General features: G+C 62.0%; 12 protein-coding genes and 4 pseudogenes. 12 read left to right on the top strand and 4 right to left on the bottom strand.

The window, feature by feature from the left end:
- Window positions 1-569: 569 nt before the first annotated feature.
- Entirely contained in the window at window positions 570-974 is a 405-nt protein-coding gene (locus OMP40_RS36260) for a VOC family protein (protein WP_277539722.1), read from the bottom strand.
- Between the two features lie 279 nt (window positions 975-1253).
- Here OMP40_RS36260 and OMP40_RS40900 point away from each other — a divergent pair.
- The 3 genes and pseudogenes from OMP40_RS40900 to OMP40_RS36270 all read left to right on the top strand — a co-directional run.
- Window positions 1254-1403 (top strand): annotated as a pseudogene (locus OMP40_RS40900) (MFS transporter); the annotation flags it as partial.
- Window positions 1404-1470: 67 nt separating this feature from the next.
- Complete coding sequence (locus tag OMP40_RS36265; protein WP_338131371.1) at window positions 1471-2388, top strand: MFS transporter; 918 nt, start codon at window positions 1471-1473, stop codon at window positions 2386-2388.
- Between the two features lie 6 nt (window positions 2389-2394).
- Complete coding sequence (locus tag OMP40_RS36270) at window positions 2395-3144, top strand: TSUP family transporter (protein ID WP_277538812.1); 750 nt, start codon at window positions 2395-2397, stop codon at window positions 3142-3144.
- Window positions 3145-3417: 273 nt separating this feature from the next.
- Here OMP40_RS36270 and OMP40_RS36275 read toward each other — a convergent pair whose 3' ends face one another.
- Window positions 3418-4269: a copper amine oxidase N-terminal domain-containing protein gene (locus tag OMP40_RS36275; protein WP_277538814.1), complete on the bottom strand. Its 852-nt coding sequence runs from the start codon at window positions 4267-4269 to the stop codon at window positions 3418-3420.
- A gap of 278 nt (window positions 4270-4547) precedes the next feature.
- Between OMP40_RS36275 and OMP40_RS36280 the strand changes: the two genes are divergently transcribed.
- Entirely contained in the window at window positions 4548-6311 is a 1764-nt protein-coding gene (locus OMP40_RS36280) for a sensor histidine kinase (protein WP_277538816.1), read from the top strand.
- Complete coding sequence (locus OMP40_RS36285; protein ID WP_277538818.1) at window positions 6286-7317, top strand: response regulator; 1032 nt, start codon at window positions 6286-6288, stop codon at window positions 7315-7317. The genes OMP40_RS36280 and OMP40_RS36285 overlap by 26 nt, the downstream gene beginning before the upstream one ends.
- 161 nt (window positions 7318-7478) lie before the next feature.
- On the opposite strand, the gene OMP40_RS36290 is transcribed toward OMP40_RS36285, so the two are convergent.
- Window positions 7479-8105, bottom strand: coding sequence for a hypothetical protein (locus tag OMP40_RS36290; protein ID WP_277538819.1), 627 nt, complete (start codon window positions 8103-8105; stop codon window positions 7479-7481).
- Between the two features lie 19 nt (window positions 8106-8124).
- Here OMP40_RS36290 and OMP40_RS36295 point away from each other — a divergent pair, with 19 nt between their 5' ends.
- From OMP40_RS36295 to OMP40_RS36320, 7 genes and pseudogenes are all read left to right on the top strand, one after another.
- Window positions 8125-9246, top strand: a complete 1122-nt coding sequence (locus tag OMP40_RS36295; protein WP_277538821.1) for a type 2 periplasmic-binding domain-containing protein — start codon at window positions 8125-8127, stop codon at window positions 9244-9246.
- 36 nt (window positions 9247-9282) lie between these two features.
- Window positions 9283-10179: an ABC transporter permease gene (locus OMP40_RS36300; protein ID WP_277538823.1), complete on the top strand. Its 897-nt coding sequence runs from the start codon at window positions 9283-9285 to the stop codon at window positions 10177-10179.
- A 16-nt stretch (window positions 10180-10195) separates the two neighbouring features.
- Window positions 10196-11081: pseudogene (locus OMP40_RS36305) on the top strand (carbohydrate ABC transporter permease).
- 34 nt (window positions 11082-11115) lie between these two features.
- Window positions 11116-13803 carry a glycoside hydrolase family 97 catalytic domain-containing protein gene (locus OMP40_RS36310; protein WP_277538826.1) on the top strand — a complete coding sequence of 896 codons (2688 nt, stop codon included), beginning with the start codon at window positions 11116-11118 and terminating at the stop codon, window positions 13801-13803.
- Between the two features lie 24 nt (window positions 13804-13827).
- Window positions 13828-16899 carry a discoidin domain-containing protein gene (locus OMP40_RS36315; protein ID WP_277538829.1) on the top strand — a complete coding sequence of 1024 codons (3072 nt, stop codon included), beginning with the start codon at window positions 13828-13830 and terminating at the stop codon, window positions 16897-16899.
- 30 nt (window positions 16900-16929) lie between these two features.
- Window positions 16930-17460, top strand: a pseudogene (locus tag OMP40_RS40905) (glycoside hydrolase family 36 N-terminal domain-containing protein); the annotation flags it as partial.
- Window positions 17461-17545: 85 nt separating this feature from the next.
- Window positions 17546-18934: pseudogene (locus OMP40_RS36320) on the top strand (alpha-galactosidase); the annotation flags it as partial.
- A gap of 379 nt (window positions 18935-19313) precedes the next feature.
- Here OMP40_RS36320 and OMP40_RS36325 read toward each other — a convergent pair.
- Window positions 19314-19922: a TetR/AcrR family transcriptional regulator gene (locus OMP40_RS36325; protein ID WP_277538831.1), complete on the bottom strand. Its 609-nt coding sequence runs from the start codon at window positions 19920-19922 to the stop codon at window positions 19314-19316.
- Window positions 19923-19987 lie beyond the last annotated feature (65 nt).

Consider the following 19987-nt stretch of genomic DNA (forward strand, 5'->3'; position numbering starts at 1 on the left):
CCGACCAAGAACAAAGCGCGCCCGCCCGCAGCCACTCGCATCCCGCAAGTCCCGTCCAAGAACAAATCGCGCCCGCCCGTAATCTCTCGCATCCCGGAAGTCCCGTCCAAGAACAAATCGCGCCTCCCCGAAGCCACTCGCCTCCCGCAAGTCCCGACCAAGAACAAATCGCGCCCGCCCGCAGCCCCTCGCCTCCCGGAAGTCCCGTCCAAGAACAAATCGCGCTCGCCCGCAACCTCTCGCCTCCCGGAAGTCCCGACCAAGAACAAATCGCGCCCGCCCGCAACCTCTCGCATCCCAGAAGTCCCGATCAAGAACAAATCGCGCCCGCCCGTAACCTCTCGCATCCCGGAAGTCCCGACCAAGAACAAATCGCGCCCCCACGCAACCTCTCGCCTCCCGCAAGTCCCGTCCAAGAACAAATCGCGCCTCCCCGCAGCCACTCGCCTCCCGGAAGTCCCGACCAGGAACAAATCGCATATACGCACGATCTTCCGCAAGAAAAGCGCACATTCGTTAAAAGTCCGCCGGAAGCGGTCTTTTAACGAATGTGCGCTCACTTTGCGCGCTCAGCCCTGTTGCTGCTCCGTCGACACTTGCCATTCGACGCCGTACTTGTCCCGCAGCGCGCCGAACAAGGCGCCCCAAAATTGCGGCATCAGCGGGTCGTGGACCGTGCCGCCGGCCGCCAGCTTGTCGAATGCCGCATGGGCTTCTTCGGGCGTGTCGAACAGCAGGCTGAGCGCCGATCCGTTGCCCCGTTCGATCTGCCGGCTCGGGCTGTCGGACATAAAGATCGTGATGCCGCCCGCGACCATGTGCAGGTGCATGATCTTGTCCTTCAGCGCTTCGGGCGTGCCCGGCGCGTCGCCGAACGTCATGACCGAGAGGAGCTCGGCGCCCAGCGCGTCGACGTAGAACTGGGCTTGCGACCTCGCGTCTTCGGAAAAAATGTAGGGAACCAACCTTGCCATCATTATCAGCCTCCTGAATTCATCATGCGTGTGCCGATCTTCTTTTATTCTATCATCGGGGCGCATTGCCCATTTCTTTTCGATTGCTCTTTTGCGCGCTTTGGGGGAAAATGTTCCTATTGTCCGGCCAACCTGCTAACGCAACGTACGGAGGTTTATTCATTGATCAAGCGCGCTTCGAAAATGAGCTTGAACGAAATATGGCTGCTGTCGATCGTATTCGGCGGCTTCCTCGTGTTCGGATTGTCGGAAAACGTAAAAGGTCCCGCGATTCCTCGGATGCAGCTGGACTTTGGCTTAAACGAGGGACAACTGGGCTTGATGCTCGCGCTGAACTCTCTCGGCTATCTGGTGGCCTGCTCCTTCACTTCTTATCTCGCCGACAAAGTCGGCATCAAGGCGACCAGCATCGCGGCGTTCGTGTCGATGGCGGCGGGGGGCGTGCTGATCGGCGTCTCGAACGGCTTTCAGGCGCTGACGGCTTCGTACTTTTTTTATGTATATCGGCAACGGCATGCTGGAGATCGCGCTCGCCATTCTCGCCGCGCGCATCTTCGTCAAGCATACGGGCTTCCTTATGAATCTCTCGCATTTTTTCTACGGCCTGAGCTCGATCGTCGCGCCGATCGCGGCCGCGTCGATGATGGGCTGGCGACTGCCTGGCGGGGACGCGCTGGGCTGGCGGGGCATGTACGTTATCGTGCTGATGCTGTCGCTGCTGCCGGTCATTCCGGCGCTCCTCGGACGCCTCCCGATCGAGCCGGCGCACGACGAGTCGGAGGAGCGTATCTCCTACCGCAAACTGCTTCGCGATCCCGTCGCTTGGCTCATCGTGCTCGTGCTTACTTCCGGCGTCATCTCGGAGCTGTCGATCGGAAGCTGGCTGGCGAATTTTCTGGAAAAAGCGTACGATTGGAGCCCGACCGATGCGTCGGGCATGCTGTCGGCCTTTTTCCTCTGCTTCACGCTTGCGAGATTGTTGCTCGGACCGTTAACGGACCGTTTCGGCTACACGATGTCCATCATGGTCCTGTCGCTGAGCTCGGGCATATGCAGTATCGCGGCGCTGATTGCGGGGGAGGGCGGCGCGATTCTGTTCGCCCTTGCCGGCGTCGGCATCGCGCCGATCTATCCGACCGTCATGGCGCTGCTAGCCAAGCGTTATCCCCGAGGCACAGGAACCGCGATCACCTTTACCGTCACGCTCATGGGCATCGGCAGCGTGCTCGGCAATCTCGCGATCGGCGGTTTGATCGAGGGGGTGCGCGACTTGTATGCAGACAGGGGCGATGACGCGAGCAGGCTGATCGGCCTGCAGGCGGGGTATGGTTTTATCGGTGCGATGGCGCTGCTGTGCGCAGCCGCATGTGTCGTGCTGTATCTATATTTGCGCAAAAGAGGGGAAAGGTACTGAGCCGCCATGGATCATCTAAGCATCGGGATGCTGGCGCTGGTCGTCGCGGGCGGATTCGCGGCCGCCTTCGTCGACTCGGTCGTCGGCGGGGGCGGACTCATCTCGGTGCCCGTCCTGCTGACCGCCGGACTGCCGCCCGCGGCGGCGCTCGGCACCAACAAGCTGGCCGGCACGCTGTCGTCGCTCACGAGCACGCTGTCCTTTTTCGCGTCGGGCCATGTCGACGTCCGCGCGGTGCGGGGGCTGATCCCGCTGTCGCTGCTGGGCGCCGCCGCCGGAACGCTGACGCTTCGGCATGTGCCGTCCGGCTTCCTGAAGCCCATGGTCGTCGCGATGCTGGCGGTCATCGCCGTATACACGCTGCTTCGCAAGGATTGGGGCGAGCGCGGCGCCTTTGTCCGCTTTACCGCAGGTACCGCCTGGCTGACGGGAAGCGCCGCGTTCGCGCTCGGCTTCTATGACGGCTTTTTCGGCCCGGGCACCGGTTCGTTTTTAATCTTCGCTTTTTTGCTGCTCGGCTTCGACTTCGTGAAGGCCGCGGGCAACGCGAAGGCGCTGAACTTCGCCAGCAATCTGGCGAGCCTCGCGACCTTCCTCGCGCTCGGCTCCGTCCACTACGGCGTCGGGCTGCTCATGGTCGCCGGCTCCTGGATCGGCTCGCGCTTCGCGATCCGCCGCGGCCGCGCTTATATCAAGCCGCTCTTCCTCGTCGTATGCGCTTTGCTGATCGGCAAGCAGGCGCTCGAATTGCTGTAAACGTCACTTTCGCCGCAACCCGTTGGCGCATTCCCTCGCTCATCCGGACCTAGCGGCCGCTATTTGTCGCGATTCGCGCGAATCACTGACGCGTGCGGACCGGAAAGTCGCTATTCCCTCCAAACGAATCGAATTCCGCCTTCAAAAAAGGGAATTTGCGGCCCCTCAGTCCGCTAAGCCTTCAAACACACCTTATTTCTGAAAATAGCGGCCGCTGGGTCCGCAGCCCGGGCACAACGATGCGCGGCATCGCTATTCTGTCTGGGAGGTAAACTACCGTCGCGTCTCGCCCGGCAGCGTCAACGACAGCTCGCCCTGCGTCTGGCCGCCGGGTTCGCCTGCGGTCGCGGCGCGCCAGCCGAGGATTTCCTTTCCCGCGTCGCTAAGACGGCCCGAGGACAGCACGTTCGTCGCGACCTGGTCCGTGCTGGACCAGAACAGATAGCTGCCTTGCAGCTTCGGAGCCGTGCCCTTTTGATCCGTCACCTTATTCTCCCACAGCAGCTCGATCGTATCTTTCTCTCCGACCGGAATATGCGCCTGCCACTTCACGATCCAGCCGTCCTCGGACAGCTCGGCGTATGACGCCTGATCTCCGTTCACGACGATCATGCGGTCGGAACGGCCTTCGGGGAACAACCAAGTGACGTTGTAGCCTTCGCGTTCGTGCGTGTTGGGCAGCAGGTCCACGGCATAGTGCGTGAGTCCGGGCGGAAGCGACATCGCGAGGCGTCTGGCGTCTGCGAGATCGCCCTCGCGGAGCAGCGCGAGCTGCGACGCGTCCAGCGGGGCACGAATGCGCACGTCCCGTCCTTCCACGGATACCCGGTATCCGAACTGCTCCGCCAGAAACCGCAGCGGGACATACACGCGGCCGTTTACGATCCGCACGGGACTGTCGAGCTTGATGCCCCCCATACGCGCCGGATTGCCGCTCGCGATCGCGACGCCGCTGCCGACGGCAAGCTTGACGCGCTCGTTCCATTTGCCGAACGTGGCCGTCTTGGCCGCCGGGTCCCAGGACAGCGACAGGCCGAGCGGACCGGCGACGGCGGCGAGCGGCACCATCGTCCGGCCCTTTTCTACGATGGGGGCGTCGGCCGCCGGGACCAGCTTGTCCTTCACGTAAATATGCGCGGGGGGGCGCGGCAAAGGCCGAGTCGGCGCCGACCGCTGCGTTTGCAACCAACGCGCTTGCGACAAAGGCGATGCAGACGATTCGCTTGAACATGCGTACACGCTCCTCTCTGACCGATTAGACGAGACTTGCGGTAAATAGTTGCTGAGTTCCAAGCGTTTCGCGCGCCCGAACAAACGCCCTATTCCACGGACGAACAATGCTGTTATAATAGCGGCAGCAAAAGGTCCGTCCATCAATGCCGGCTGCGAAGCGGAGGCTGCCCATGAATTTCATTCGACGTTACGCGTTCCTTCCTTCCCTCAGAGGGCGGCTGATCGTGATCCTGATTATCGCGGCGGTCATTCCGAGCCTGCTGACCGGGTACATTTCCTATCGCTGGATCTATATCGTGCAGACGCAAAAAATCGAGCGGGACTGGGTGGCGAAGGCGGCGCGGGACCGGGACGAGCTGGACCGGAAACTTGAGGAACTCGCCAAGGTGTCGCAGCTGCTCGACGTCGAAGGCGGCATCGGGCGGGAGGTCGTGCAGTTCATCCGAAGCGCCGATTCGTTCGAACGGTCGGTGCTGTACCGGAATATCGCCCAGTCGATGGCCAACGTCAATTTCTCGAACCCGAACGTCGGCGCGATGTTTTTCTATGCCCCGGACCTCGCGGAACCGCTGCTTTTTCCCAATACGAGCGCGAAGCTGGCGTTCGATCCGCAAGCGCTGCCGGTCTTCTACACGCAGAAGCTGTTCTCCTACTTCGGGCCTTATCCTTCGCTCGACCCCGGGGACCGCAAATACCCGGTGTTTTCCCTGCTGCGCAAGCTGCCGTACGGCAAAGGCCAATTCCTGTACGCCTATATCGAGACGAAGATCGCGGGTCTTGAGGATATGTTCGCCCCTGCCGGCGGTTCGGCCGCCGAAAACCCCAACTCGCCCGTGTACCACGTCCTTGCGGATCCGAACGGAAAAATCGTATACAGCACGCTAAAGTCCGATCGGCCGGGCGAGGTCCGCGAGGCGGATTTTGCAAACGGATACAAAACGTTTCGCGCCGAGGGGCGCCACGGCTGGACCGTCATCCAGCTCATCCCGACCGCTTCCTACAACAGCGAGCTGAATCGCTGGCTGCGAGAGTTCGGACTGTTCGCTTCCTTGTCGCTCTTGCTCGGCATTTTCCTCGCCTGGCTCATCTGGCGCATGGTGTATCGTCCGATCCGCATCATTAACAAAGAGATTACGCATTTCAGCTACAATCAATCGCCGACCAAAGTATCCGCCACCGGCCTCGCGGAGTTCAACCGGATCTTGACCAACTTCCAGCAGATGAGCCGGCGCATCGCGGAGCTGATCTCGGACGTCGAGGAGAAGGAAAAGCGCCGCGGCCAACTGGAGGTGGAGAAGCTGCTCGTGCAGATCAACCCGCACTTTCTCCACAACACGCTCAACACGATTCAATGGCTCGCGCGCATGCAGGGCCAGACCAACATTTCCAAGCTCGTCTCGGTATTCACCCGGGTGCTGCACTACAATCTCGGCAAAAAGAACATGATGGTGACGGTCAGGGAGGAAGTCGAGGCGATCCAGGATTATATCGAGCTGCAGGGATACCGTTACGATCATGCGTTCAACGTCGGCGTAAGAGCCGATCCCGCGCTGCTCGAGCTGCCGATCCCGCGGTTCATCCTGCAGCCGATCGTCGAGAACGCGCTGTATCACGGCTTCGACGCGGACGAGGGCGGGGAGATCGACGTGGTCGTCTCCGAGGAAGACGGACGTTTGCTGCTGCGCGTGCAGGACAACGGGCAGGGCATCGCGGAGGAGAAGCTGGCGGAGCTGCTGGAAAGCCGCGAGCCGCTCCACAAGTCGGGCCTCGGCATCGGACTCCGCTACGTCCGCGAGATGCTAGGCGTGTACTACGGCAGCTCGGCGGAGCTTAAGATGGAGAGCAAACGCGGCGAAGGGACGACGATCTCGATCCGGCTGCCGTTCGACAAGACAGGAGGGTTCGGCCTTGATTCAGGCGTTGATCGTGGATGACGAGCATTTGGTGCGAAAGGGACTCCGTATGCTGTTTCCCTGGCAAAAGTACGGCGTGGAGGTCGCGGGCGAGGCGGCGAGCGGCGAGAAAGCGATGCAGTTCCTGCGGGAGCATCCGGTGCAGCTGTTAATGACCGACATCACGATGCCGGGCATGTCGGGGCTCGAGCTTATCCGCCAGGCGCAGCGGCACGACGCCTCGATCAAGGCGGTCATCCTCACCTGCCACCAGGACTTCGAGTACATTCAGGAGGCGCTGCGGATGGGCGCCGTCGATTATATCGTCAAGACGCAGCTGGAGGAGATGGATCTCGACCAGGCGCTGGCAAGGATCGTGAGAGCCGTGCGCGCGGAGACGCCGGAGACGCGGCCAAGCGGCAGGCAGGCATCGGCGTTCAAGGACGTCGCCGAACGGGCGGGCAGCGTGCGATGGGTGATGGACGACGACGAATTCGAATCGCTCCTGGCGGGGATCCGGCAGTTGAATCCGGACGCGGGACAACTCGGGGAACTGTGGCGGACGTCCATGGAGCGCTTGCAGCTGAGCTTCCCGATGTTCGACTGGCAGGAGAAGGAGAGCGGGGAGTCCGCGTCGGCCGACGCTTACGGACTCGAGCAGCGACTGCGCAAGCTGCGCGAAGCCCTGCAGGCCTGGCTGCGCCGTTCGGGCTATTCCGAGGACATTATCCAGGCGATCGTCAAGGCGGTCGGACGGATCGCGGAGCAGCCGGTCGCGCACGTGAAGCAGGGCGAAGTGAGCCAATGGGTCAATTTGAGCAAAAACTACTTCAGCACGAGCTTCCGCGACATTATGCGTTTGACGTTCAGCCATTTTCTGCAGACCGTCAGCGTCCGCGCCGCCCGGGAACTGCTCGTCACGACCAATTACCCGGTTTATTGGATCGCGGAGCGGTGCGGCTTCGCGGACCAGCGATACTTCTCCAAGCTCTTCAAGGAACAGACGGGACTGCTGCCGAGCGAGTACAGGCAGCGGCACGGCAAATAGCCAATCGCGGCACCCAGCGGGAAAAGCGGAGAACGTCGTCCGTTTTGTTCGGCTGGGTGTTCGTCGCATGTAGACGATTTTCCGCGAAGAGGGGGGGAGGATCGTCGGCGGATGCCGGGCGAATGCGGAAAATCACCCTACTTCGCTTGGAATCCCGTCGCTCACGATCCCGCTTCGCGCGTTGCTATAATTCGGTTGAAGACAGATCCATCGACGACAAGGGGATGAGTGGCACGATGAAAAGGCAACGGGTCGGCACGATTCTGCTCTCGCTCGCGCTCGTATCGGCGCTCGCGGCATGCAGCGGCAATAACGGAAACAACGCGGAAAATCAGGCAAGCGGCAGCGCCTCCGCGAGCGCCGGCAGCACTGGCAGCGCGACCGCATCCGGCGAGGCGGAAACCCCTGCCGATCCGCTCGGCAAGTACGACCCGCCGATCGAGGTGTCCGCGGTACGCGCGATCTCCGAGGGCACCAAGTTCGGCGAAGGCGAGTCGATCGACAACAACGTCTGGTCGCGCGCCTATGCCGATCAGCTCGGCATCAAGATCAATTACATGTGGACGACGCCGGCCGCGCAGTACGACCAGAAACTCAACATCGCCATCGCGTCCAACGACCTGCCCGACATCATGTCGGTGAACGCGGCGCAGCTCAAGCGTCTCGTAGACGACGGGCAGGTCATGGACCTGTCCGCCGTCTACGACAAGTACGGCTCCGAGCTGACGAAAAAGCTGCTCGCCGAGGACGGGGGGCAACGCGCTCAAGTCCGGCACGTTCGACGGCAAGCTGTACGGGATCCCGAAGATGAGCTCCGGACTCGGGCAGGCGGACGTGCTGTGGGTGCGGACGGACTGGTTGAAGAAGCTCGGATTGTCGGAACCGAAAACGATGGACGACGTGCAAAAAATCGCCGAAGCGTTCGTCAAGCAAGATCCCGACGGCAACGGCAAGCCGGATACGTACGGGCTCGGCGCCACCAAGGACATCTTCGGCTTCTTCGGCGCCTTGGAAGGCTTCTTCAACGGCTATCATGCCTATCCGAACATTTGGGTGAAGACCGGCGACGGCAAGCTGGCCTACGGCAGCGTGCAGCCGGAGACCAAAGCCGCGCTGCAGAAGCTGCAGGACATGTACAAGGGCGGCCTGATCGACAAGGAGTTCGGCACGAAGGACGCCACCAAGGTGAAGGACGCCGCCAATGCAGGGAAGCTCGGCCTGTTCTACGGCTATTTCTGGAACGCGGGCTGGCTGCTCGACGGCAAGAAGGCGGATGCCGCCATGGACTGGAAGCCGATCGCGCTGCCCTCGGTCGACGCGGAGCCGGCGAAGGCGCAGGTGCCGTTCGCGATCGGCACGTATTACGTCGTGAAGAAGGATGCCAAGCATCCCGAAGCCGCGGTCAAGCTGCTGAATTTCGACCTGGAGAAGCTGTGGGGGAAGACGGCCGAGCCGGAAGTATATAACGCCGACAAGAGCGGCAACGCGGTGTTCGAATACGCGCTGCTGTACGGCGAAGCGCCGCGCAAAAACCTCGACGCGCACCTGAACGTCGTGAAGGCGCTCTCGGCGAACGATCCAGCCGCGCTTAATGCGGAGGAGAAAAGCTATTACGACAAGATCGTCTCCTATCGCGGCGGCGACGTAAACTTCTGGGACAGCGAGAAAATGTACGGTCCGGAAGGCTCGCTGGCGGTCATCGAGGGTTACGCCAAAGACGGCGCTCACCTGGACGACGCGTTCTACGGCGCGCCGACGCAGGGCATGACGGACAACAACGCGACGCTCGGCAAGCTTCAACTGGAAGCCTTCACGCGAATTGTCATGGGCGGCTCCATCGACGCGTTCGATCAATTCGTCGGCCAATGGAACTCGCTCGGCGGCAAAGCCATTACGGACGAAGTCAATGCCTGGCAAGCGTCGCAATAACGAATCGCAGGACGATTGCGGGAAGAGGCGAACACGATGAAGCGCAAGCACGGCGGCGAATGGCCTTTTCACCTGATGTTGATACCGGGCGTCGTTCTGGTCTTCATCTACAGCTACGTGCCGATGGCGGGAATCGTCATGGCGTTCAAGCGGCTGGCGCCGTCCAAGGGGATGTTCGGGTCCCCTTGGGTGGGCTGGCGCAACTTCGAGTACATGCTGCATATGCCCGAGATCTCGGGCGTTCTCTGGAATACCGTTTTTATCGCCGTCATGAAGATGGCCGCGGGCGTCGCGGTGCCGGTCGCCTTCGCGCTGATGCTGAACGAAGCCCGCAGCCGGCTGTTCAAGCGAAGCGTGCAGACGATCATTTATTTCCCGCACTTTCTGTCCTGGATCATTCTGAGCGGCCTCTTGATCGACATCCTCTCGCCGTCCACCGGCATCGTGAACGAGCTGCTCCGCAGACTCGGCATGAAAGAGATTTACTTCCTGGGCGACCCGGGCTGGTTCCCTTATACGATGGTGCTGTCCGATACGTGGAAGGAGTTCGGTTACGGCACGATCGTCTATCTGGCCGCGCTGACCGGCATCAACCCCGCCCTGTACGAGGCCGCGGCGCTCGACGGCGCCGGCCGGCTGCGCCAGACGCTCTACGTCACGCTGCCGGGGCTGCTTCCGATGATCATCCTCATGTCCGTCTTAAGTCTCGGCAACGTGCTCAACGCAGGCTTCGAGCAGATTTTTAACCTGTACAGCCCGCAGGTCTACAAAACCGGGGACATCATCGATACGCTGGTGTTCCGGATCGGACTGGAGAACGCGAACTACGGCGTCGCTACCGCGGTGGGACTGTTCAAGTCGGTCGTCTCGTTCGGTCTCATCGGGGCCTCGTACGTCCTCGCCTATCGATGGGCCAATTACCGGATTTTTTAGGAAAAGTGGGTCGGCTATGTACAACGATGCATCCTGGGAAAGACGAACCTTCGTCGCGCTCAATTACTTCCTTCTGGCTCTCGTGGCGCTCGCGTGCCTGCTGCCGATCGTGAACGTGCTGGCGATCTCGCTCAGCAGCAGCGCGGCCGTCGGCTCGGGACAGGTGAACCTGTGGCCCGTCGGCTTCAATCTCAAGTCGTACGAATTCGTGCTCGGCAAGCCGGAGTTCGGCCGCGCGTTCACCGTGTCCCTGCTGCGCGTGGCGGTCGGCGTCCCGCTGAACATGCTGCTGACGATTCTCGTCGCCTATCCGCTGTCCAAGGAGCGCAAGGATTTCCGGTACCGGGGGGCCGTACGCTTGGTACTTCGTGATCACGATTCTGTTCAGCGGCGGGCTCATCCCCTGGTATATGACGATCAAGATGACCGGCATCGTCGATACGTTCTGGGCGTTGATCCTGCCCGGCGCCGTGCCGGTGATGAACGTTATCCTGCTGCTCAATTTCTTCAAGTCGCTGCCCGACGAGATCGAGGAAGCCGGCCTGATGGACGGCGCGGGCCGTTGGCAGGCGCTTTGGCGCATCGCGGTGCCGCTGTCCGCGCCGGCGATCGCGACGCTGACGCTGTTCTGCATCGTCAATCATTGGAACTCGTGGTTTGAAGGACTTATTTTGATGAACCGCCCCGAGCACTACCCGCTTCAAAGCTATCTGCAGACCGTCATCGTGAACCGCGATATGTCGCTCCTGTCGGCTGTCGACGTCGCCAAGTGGTCCTTGATTTCCGACCGGACGTCGCGCGCGGCCCAAGTCATCGTCGCGCTGCTGCCGGTGCTGCTCGTGTACCCGTTTCTGCAAAAATACTTTGCCGAAGGCATCGTCATGGGCAGCGTGAAGGGATAGCGCATCCATCAACTATCGAACGGAGATTATGCATATGTGGAAATTGGATTCGCCCGATCGGAAGCTTACGCTTACCGTTTTTCAGGATCAGGAAGAAGGTCTTTATTATTCGCTGGCGTCGGACGGACGCGACGTCCTCGGCCGGTCCAGGCTGGGCATGGCGACGAGCCTCGGCGACCTGCGCGCAGGATTCCGGTTCGCGAGAAGCGAGGAAGCCGCGATCTCGGAGCGTTATTCGCTGCCGGTGAGCAAGAAGTCGGTCTACGTCAACGAAGCCAACGAGCTGACGCTGCACTTCAGGATCGAACGATTGGCCCTGGCCGTATGCTTCCGTCTGTTCGACGACGGTCTGGCTTTCCGCTATACGATCGACCGGGGCGCGGAGGGCGCCGGAGGCGGGAATTCAGGCGCAGCCGCGGGCATGGACGCAGGCACGAGTGCGGGCCTAAACGCAGGCCTGAACGCAGGCCTGGATATGCGGACTCTTCGCATCTATGCGGAATATACCGACTTCGTTTTCCCCGCGGCCTACGACGATCTCTGGCTCCAGGACTGGGTCAACACGTACGAAGGCACGTACAACCGCTGCGGCTGGGAAAAGGCGGGCCGGCGCGACTACGGCATGCCGGCGCTCCTGCACAGCGCCGGGGACGGCCGCTGGGCGATGATCACGGAAGCCGGCATTCTGAACACGGGCGGCAGCTACTGCTCCAGCCATCTGCAGACCGAGCCGGACGGCCGGATGAAGATCGCTTTCGCGCCGGAGCAGCTTGAGCCGATGCAGGCCGAACTGCCGCTCGCGACGCCTTGGCGGATCGTCACCGTCTGCGACACGCTGGATCGGTTGGTCAACAGCACGCTGAACTACAACCTCAACCCGTCCTGCGACTGGGAGGATACGTCCTGGATCAAGCCGGCGCGCAGCATCTGGTCCTGGTGGGCGTTCGAGAACGGCGCGCAGCTGTACAGCGAGCAGAAGCGCTACGTCGACTTCGCCGCGGCGATGGGCTTCGAGGCGATCACGGTGGATGCGGGCTGGGACGACAGCTGGGTGAAGGATCTGTGCGACTATGGCAGAGCGCGCGGCGTCGACGTCTGGCTGTGGTCCGACATGCAGGCGATCGATACGCTGGAGAAGGCGCAGGAGAAGATTCCGCGCTGGGCGGCTTGGGGCGTCGTCGGGCTGAAGGTCGACTTTTTCATGAACGATTCGCAGCATACGATGTGGCAGTACAACATGATCGCGGACCTCATGACCGCGCACAAGCTGATGATCAACTTCCACGGCAGCACGAAGCCGGCCGGCGAGGGCCGGACGTACCCGAACATCATGACGGCCGAAGGCATCCTCGGGCTTGAGCATTACAAATGGAGCGGACTGCCGCATGCCGCGCACAACTGCACCGTACCGTTCACCCGCAACGTCGTGGGGCCGATGGATTATACGGTCACCGGCTTCTCCAACCTGAACCGCAACACGACGCAGGGGCACCAGTTGGCCCTCGCGGTCGTATTCGATTCCGGCGTGCAGCACTTTGCCGATTCGATCTATACGTACGAGGCGTGGAAGGGCACCGAATTCCTGCGCAGGCTGCCTGCGAGGTTCGACGAAGTGAAGGTGCTGTCGGGCTTCCCGGGCGACCATGCGGTACTGATGCGCAGGGCGGATCAAGAATGGTTCGTCGGCGGCATCGTGACGTCGGCGCGGAGCTTGACGCTGCCGCTGGACTTCCTGCCCGAAGGCGAGTACCAGGCGGAGATCTACAGAGACGGCAAGAACGGCGACGTGCTGAAAAAGGAAGTCCGCAGGTTGTCCAACCGGGAGAGTCTGTCCGTCCAGTCGCTCGAAAGCGGCGGCTTCGCGCTGTACATCAGCGACGGCAAGCGGGCGCTCAAGTCCGGTACGCAGGGCGGCTACATGGACGCCGACGCCAAGGCTTATGCTTCGCTGAACGCCGCGCTTCGCGGCAGCGCGGACCGCGTCGCCTGCGAGAACGCGGCGGACGGCAGCGTCGTGCGCTTCGGCCATGACGGCGGGCTCGCGTTCGAGGGAATCGCGGCGGCGCGCGAAGGCCGGCATACGCTGCGGCTGTTCTATATGTCCGCGGCGCCGAGCAGCCTCCGCGTGAGCGTCAATGGGGGCGAGCCGCAGGTCGCGCGCCTCGAATCCTCGGGCGGCGACGAGGTCGTCCGGACGTCGGACCTCGTCGTGACGCTCCGGCAGGGCGGCAATACGATCGCGCTGGAACAGACGGGCGACGGCGAGCCGGCCCCGTGCATCGATCACATTCGGGTCATGGGCTGGGCGCCCCACGAGGATAGATTCTATCCGGCCGAGACGGGCTTGCTGGCGGGCGGCGCGGGACTCTGCTACGTCGACGGCGCCGCCGGCCTGCGCAAGGCGGTCGGCATCGGCCGCGGCGGCTCGATCGCGTTCGATTCGGTCATGGCGGATGCGGACGGCGAGCATATCCTCACCCTGGACTACTATTCCGGCGAGAACCGGGCGCTGCTCATCGCGGTAAACGACGAGCCGCCCATCCGTTCCGTGCTCTTCAACACCGGCGGCTGGGGACCGGCCCGTTGGGACATATCGGGCATCAAGGAGGTGAAGATCCGGCTCAGGAAGGGCGCGAACCGCGTCAAGCTGTACCATGACGAAGAGCTTGCCCCCGAGATCGGGAGAATCGGCGTACGGCTGGAGAAAAGGCTCGACCCATAACAAGCCATGCGGAGGGATTCGTTCATGTTCATGCGGCTCCTGAAAGGCATTATCGTCGCTTCATTGCTGCTTGCCGGTTTATTCTCGCTGGGGCTGACCCGTACGTTCGCGTCCGCGGTCAGCATCTCGCAGACCGGCACCGTGGTGACGGCGACCAACGGCACGTTGACCGTCACCTACGATCTCTCGACAGGCAAGGGCAACCTGAGTGCGGGCGCCACGGCGATCATGAGCAACTTTTACTCCGACTACGGCGTGACCGGGAGCGCGACGCGGATCAGCTCGTACGATACGGGCACGCGGACGGCCTCCTGGAGCACGATCGGCACGGACGGCTATGGCATTAACGGCAAGAAGCTTACGATTACGAACGTACTGACTGCCGGCACGACGATTATTTTAAATCTAACCATGTACGAGGATAAGCCTTTCATTCTGGCCCGCATGACCGTCAACAAGAGCACCTCCCAGAGCCTGAACTTCATGGAACCGATCGCGGCGCAAAACCTGGACATCGGCACAGGCTCGGACAAGCGCATCTACACGACGCCGTACAGCAACAACTTCGACTTCGGCGTCGCGCCGGTGAACGACTTCGGCAACAGCGAGAACGGCTTCGACCGTCCGTACGGCTCGACGCTTACCTGGTCTCCTTTCAACGGCACGAGCTACTGGGTAGCGGCCATGTTCGACAATACGAACAAGAAAGGCTTCGTCGCGGGAGCCGCTACGACCCGGACCTGGAAAAGCATGCAGTATCTCAAGCAAGCGACGGCCGCGAACGGGCCGTTGACCGGCTTCTCGGTTTACAATGCCGGCGGCAGCCAGAGCGGCGCCTCCGTCTCGTCGGATACGTTTTTTCTCGGGTACTACAACGATTATCGTGACGGTCTGGAGCAGTTCGGCAGCGTCTATGCGGTAGGCGAGCCGAAGCTCGCGTGGAGCGGGGACGTACCGGTCGGCTACAACAGCTTCTACAGCTTCTACGACAAGCCGACGGTCGACGCCATGAACGCGACGGTGGATTATTATGCCGCGAATCTGAAGCCGCTCGGCTATACGTACATGAACCTGGATTGCTGCTACAGCGGACCGACGGGGACGAAGACGACGGCGGACTTCCTGGCGTTCGCGAATTACGTGCATAGCAAAGGCATGAAGGCCGGCAACTACAGCTCGCCGTTCGGCATCTACGAGCCGTTGACGAATACGGTGCCGGGCGCGCCTTCCTACACGTTTAACGACATCGCGTTGAAGGACGGCAGCGGAACGCCGATCAAGTCCTACGTGAATTCCTACATCGTGGACGCGACGCATCCCGGGGCGCAGGCCTATCTGGCTTACCTGATGAATTACTATTTCGTCAACGCGGGCATGGATTACGTCAAACTGGATTATCTGGACCTGGGGATGTTCGAGGGCAACCATTACGATCCGGCGAAAAACGGCATCCAGGCGTACCGGATCGGCATGCAGATCATCCGCGATACGGTATTGGCGGCGCCGCGGCCGATCTATATCGACGCGTCGATCGCGCCGCTGCTGCCTTCGGGCTACACGCACGGGAGAAGATCGGGCGTCGACACCACGATTCCGCTGCAGAGCAATCTGTATCCGGGCATCGAACGGCAGGCGCTTAATTCCGCGGCCTCCTGGTGGACCAACGGGACGCTGTATCAGCACAACGACCCCGATATGGCCATTCCGGAAAATATCGCGAACGGCTTCAGCAAATTCAGCGGCAATTACGGCCGACTCCTGGCGACCGTGAACATCCTGGGCGGCGGACATCTGCTGATGGGGGACAATACGCCGTTTTTGGCGGAGGACCGGATCGCGCCGTTCCTCAATCCGACCTTGATCAACCTCGCCAAGAAGGGCATCGCCGCGAGGCCGGCAAGCATGACGAACTATTATCACAAAGGGGAGCATGCGCCGCCTCAAATTTATCTGACCGACACGAACGGCGACAAGATCGTCGGCCTGTCCAACTGGAGCATGACCGCGACGGCGTCCAGAACGGTGACGTTCGCCGACCTGGGCCTCAGCCCGACGACTGCCTACACGGTTACGGAGCTGTACGGCGGCACGAAGCTGGGGACGTTCACCGGCAGCTATACCCGGACCCAGCAGCCCGGCGAGTCCGTCATCCTGCGCGTCTCGACGACGGCGTCCTCGCTTCCGTCGCCCGCGGTCAACCTGGCGCTCGGCAAGACGGCGACCGCTTCGACCGTATGGGGCACGGGCTACGAAGCTTCCAAAGTGACGGACGGCGACGCCGGTACGCGGTGGAGCGCGGACGGCGGCGCATACAACAACCAGTGGATCGAAGTGAATTTCGGCAGCGCCGCCAGCGTCAACCGGGTCGTCCTTCGCGAATACGGCTACGGCGCGCAAGACTTCAAGATCAACACGTACGCGCTTCAGTATTGGAACGGCACGAGCTACGCGAATCTGACGAAGGGCTTCACCGTCGGTGACATCAAAACGATCGATTTCCCGACCGTGTCCACGACCAAGCTCCGCTTGTACGCGACGACGTCGAATTTCATTCCTTCCGTGAACGAGTTCGAAGCGTACAACGTCGTCGGCAATACAGGCGCGGTCATCGATCAGGACGACAGCGGCGCCGCGTATTCTTCTTATTCGGACCTGCGGGCGGGCATACAGCGCATGCAGACGTTCCAGCTGACGCAGACCAGTCTGCCTCGCCTCGACCTGTACTTGTACGAGAGCTACGTGAGCAAGGTGCCCGAGGATAATCTGTACATCGATATCGTCCGGCTGGATGCGAGCGACAACCCGGTCGCGAGGCTGTTTACCGCCGCGCTGCCGCCGAACAACATCCCGGGCGTGCCGACGCCTTACGCCGTCTATCCGCGGTTGACCGGCCTCGATACGACCAAGAAGTACGCGATTATCGTTCGCTCGCCGGCGACGATCGATGACGCTTCGACGAGCAACAAGTATGGCATCGCATACAGCGACAGCAATCCCTATGCCGGCGGCGCCGAGCGGTTGTCGACGAACGGCGGCGCGACGTGGACCACGGAAAACGGCGGCAATCGGGATCTGATCTTCACGATTTACAAGTAAGCGAACTGAAGGAAGGCATGCGACCTCATGATGATCCAATTCGATTCGGACCGACGCCTTTTCTCGATCTCGACGGAGGGCAGCTCGTATGTGTTCGGGCTGAACGAAAAAGGCGTCCTGCAGCATCTGTATTGGGGAGCTCCGGTGGCGGCCGCGGAATGCGCGCCGCTGCTCGGCTCCCGGCTTCACAGCTCGTTCGATGCCGCGCTCGACCGCGACATGGAGGAATTCGCCTTTTGGGGCGGCTTGTCGTACATGGAGCCGTCGCTCAAGGTACGCTGGCACGACGGCGTACGCGATCTGCGCATGGCCTACGCCGGTCACCGGATCGAGCGGGCGGATGACGCAGACGACGCTTGCGACGCTGACGACGCTGACGACGGCAAGGAGACGCTGACGATCTTGCTCCGGGACGAGGCTTACCCGCTCGAAGCGCACTTGGTTTATACGGTTTGGCCCGGGCATGACCTGATCGAGCGGTCCGCCAGGATCGTCAATACCGGCGATCGCGACATCGTGCTCGAGAGCGTTCAGTCGGCGGCCTGGTCGTTGCCCGAGCTCCGCGATTACCGGCTGACGCACGTGACGGGGAAGTGGGCCGGCGAGTTCCAATTGCGGGACACGGTCTTGTCCGAGGGCAAAAAAGGTGCTGGAGTCGCGGCGCGGGTTCACCGACAGCCATGCGAACCCCTGGTTTGCGATCGACGAGGGGACGGCGACCGAGGAAGGCGGGCAGGTGTGGTTCGGCGCGCTCGGCTGGAGCGGCAACTGGAAGCTCGTCCTCGAGAAGACGGCGTTCGGCCGATTGCGGGTCACGGGCGGCATCAACGACTTCGACAGCGAATGGACGCTCGGGCCGGGCGAGCGCTTTCAGACGCCGTCGTTCGTCGGAGGCTGCGTCGCGGAAGGCTTCGGCGCCATGAGCCGCGCGCTGCACCGATACCAGCACGAGCATGTATCGCCAAGCCGGGCGCCGCGCAAGGTGCTGTACAATTCGTGGGAGGCCACCTATTTCGACGTCAACGCCAAAGACCAGATGGCGCTGGCGGAGCGCGCGGCGAAGGTCGGCGCGGAGCTGTTCGTCGTCGACGACGGCTGGTTCGGCCAGCGGCATCACGATCGGGCGGGGCTCGGCGACTGGACCGTGAACCCGGACAAATTCCCGAACGGGCTGGATGAGCTGATCGGCCGGGTGCGGGGCCTAGGCATGGCGTTCGGCATCTGGGTCGAGCCGGAGGCGGTCAATCCGGACAGCGAGCTGTATCGCAGCCACCCGGACTGGGTGTACCACTTTCCGATGCGCCCGCGGACGGAGCTGCGCAATCAGCTGGTGCTCGATCTGTCGAAGCCGGCGGTAAAAAGCTACATTCTCGACTTCATGTCCCGTCTGCTTGGCGAGCACGACATCTCCTTCGTCAAATGGGACATGAACCGCACGATCACCGAGCCGGGCATGCAGGAGCATCCGCTGAACCGGCAAAAGGAGCTATGGATCCGCCACGTGCGGAGCCTGTACGAGATCTGGGCGGAGCTGCGGCGGCGCTTCCCGCGCGTGGCGTTCGAGACCTGCGCGGGCGGCGGCTCGCGCATCGATCTCGGGATGCTGCGCTATGCCGACCAGGCTTGGCCGAGCGACAATACCGACGCGTTCGACCGGCTCGGCATCCAGGAGGGCTTCTCGTATGCGTACGCGCCGAAGCTGATGACCTGCTGGGTGACGGAGGCGGCGAGCGGAATGAACAAGCGCGTCACCTCGCTGAGGTACCGTTTCCACAGCGCCATGACGGGCACGCTCGGCATCGGCGCCAACCTGAACGAGTGGAGCGAGGAGCAATTGGCGGAGGCGGCCGCGCTCGTCGCGCAGTACAAGGCGATACGGCCGCTCGTGCAGGAAGGCAGGCAGTACCGGCTGTCCGCGCTCAAGCATAAAGGCGTGGACGCGGTGCAGTACGTCGGCGAGGGCGAAGATGGCGAGGAGAGTGTGCTGTTCGCCTTTCTGCACGCACAGCGGCTTGGGGACGGGTTGCCGCGGCTGTGCCTGCAGGGGCTTGATCCGGACCAATGGTATGAAGTCCTGGGAGAGCAGACAGCGGGCGCGAAAGGAGACGGTCAGGAGAGCGAAAGCGCGAAGGACGATGGTGCAGGGAGCGAAGGCGGGAAGGACGATGGTGCGGGAACCGAAGGCGGGAAGGACGATGGTGCGGGGAGCGAAGGCGGGAAGGACGATGGTGCGGGGGAGCGAAGGCGCGAAGGACGTCCGCAGCGGGCGGGCGCTGATGCGAATCGGCGTCGAGCTGCCGCTGCGCGGCGACTTCGACAGCCTGATGTATCGCATTCGAGCGCTGCGGGGGTAAACGCATCGGGGATTCGATCGGCATCCATCGGCGCGGTCAGGCGGACAGGAGATCAGGAAGTCACGCCGTCAAATGCTTCATTACCATGGCCTCCATGTCGTCCAGAATTCGCCGGTACTCCGTCTCGTTACCATCAAGCAGGAAGCTCATGGCAAGTCCGTCCCGGACGGCCCAGAACAGATACGCGGCCGAAGACTCGTCCAGGTCGGAGCGGAACTCGCCGGATCGCTTGCCCGATGCAAGGATTCGGCTTAGGAGTTTAAGGGCTTTATCGAGATAGGCGCGATTGGAGGCGATCAGTTCGGGACGGCGCGACGCGTAGGTCGTGAATTCCAGGTGAAACGTCAGCCATTTGCGGAGCTCGTCCAGCGGCTGCCGGCGGAAGCGGTCGAACATATGCCGGAGCATCGCTTCGGCGCTCGACGTCTCTTCGTGCAGTGCGTTGAGAGATTCGATCATATCGTCCATGCGGGCGTGGGCCAGCTGAATGTAGATCTCCTCCTTGCTGGCGAAGTAGCTATACAGCGTGCCTTTGCTGATACGAAGATGACGCGCGATGTCGTCGGCCTTCGTCGCCTGGAATCCTTTGTCCAGGAAGCAATGAAGCGCCCCCGCCAGGATGGTGGCTCGCTTCTCTTCCTTATACGCTTCCGTCACTCTGGGCGACATTGCGCTCGCTCCTTTCCTGTGCCGGGACTGTCACTTTTCCGTTAATTACATGATGGATTGAATAT

Origin of the sequence: Cohnella rhizosphaerae, assembly GCF_029525575.1 — a bacterium.
GTDB classification, from domain to species: Bacteria; Bacillota; Bacilli; order Paenibacillales; family Paenibacillaceae; genus Cohnella; species Cohnella rhizosphaerae.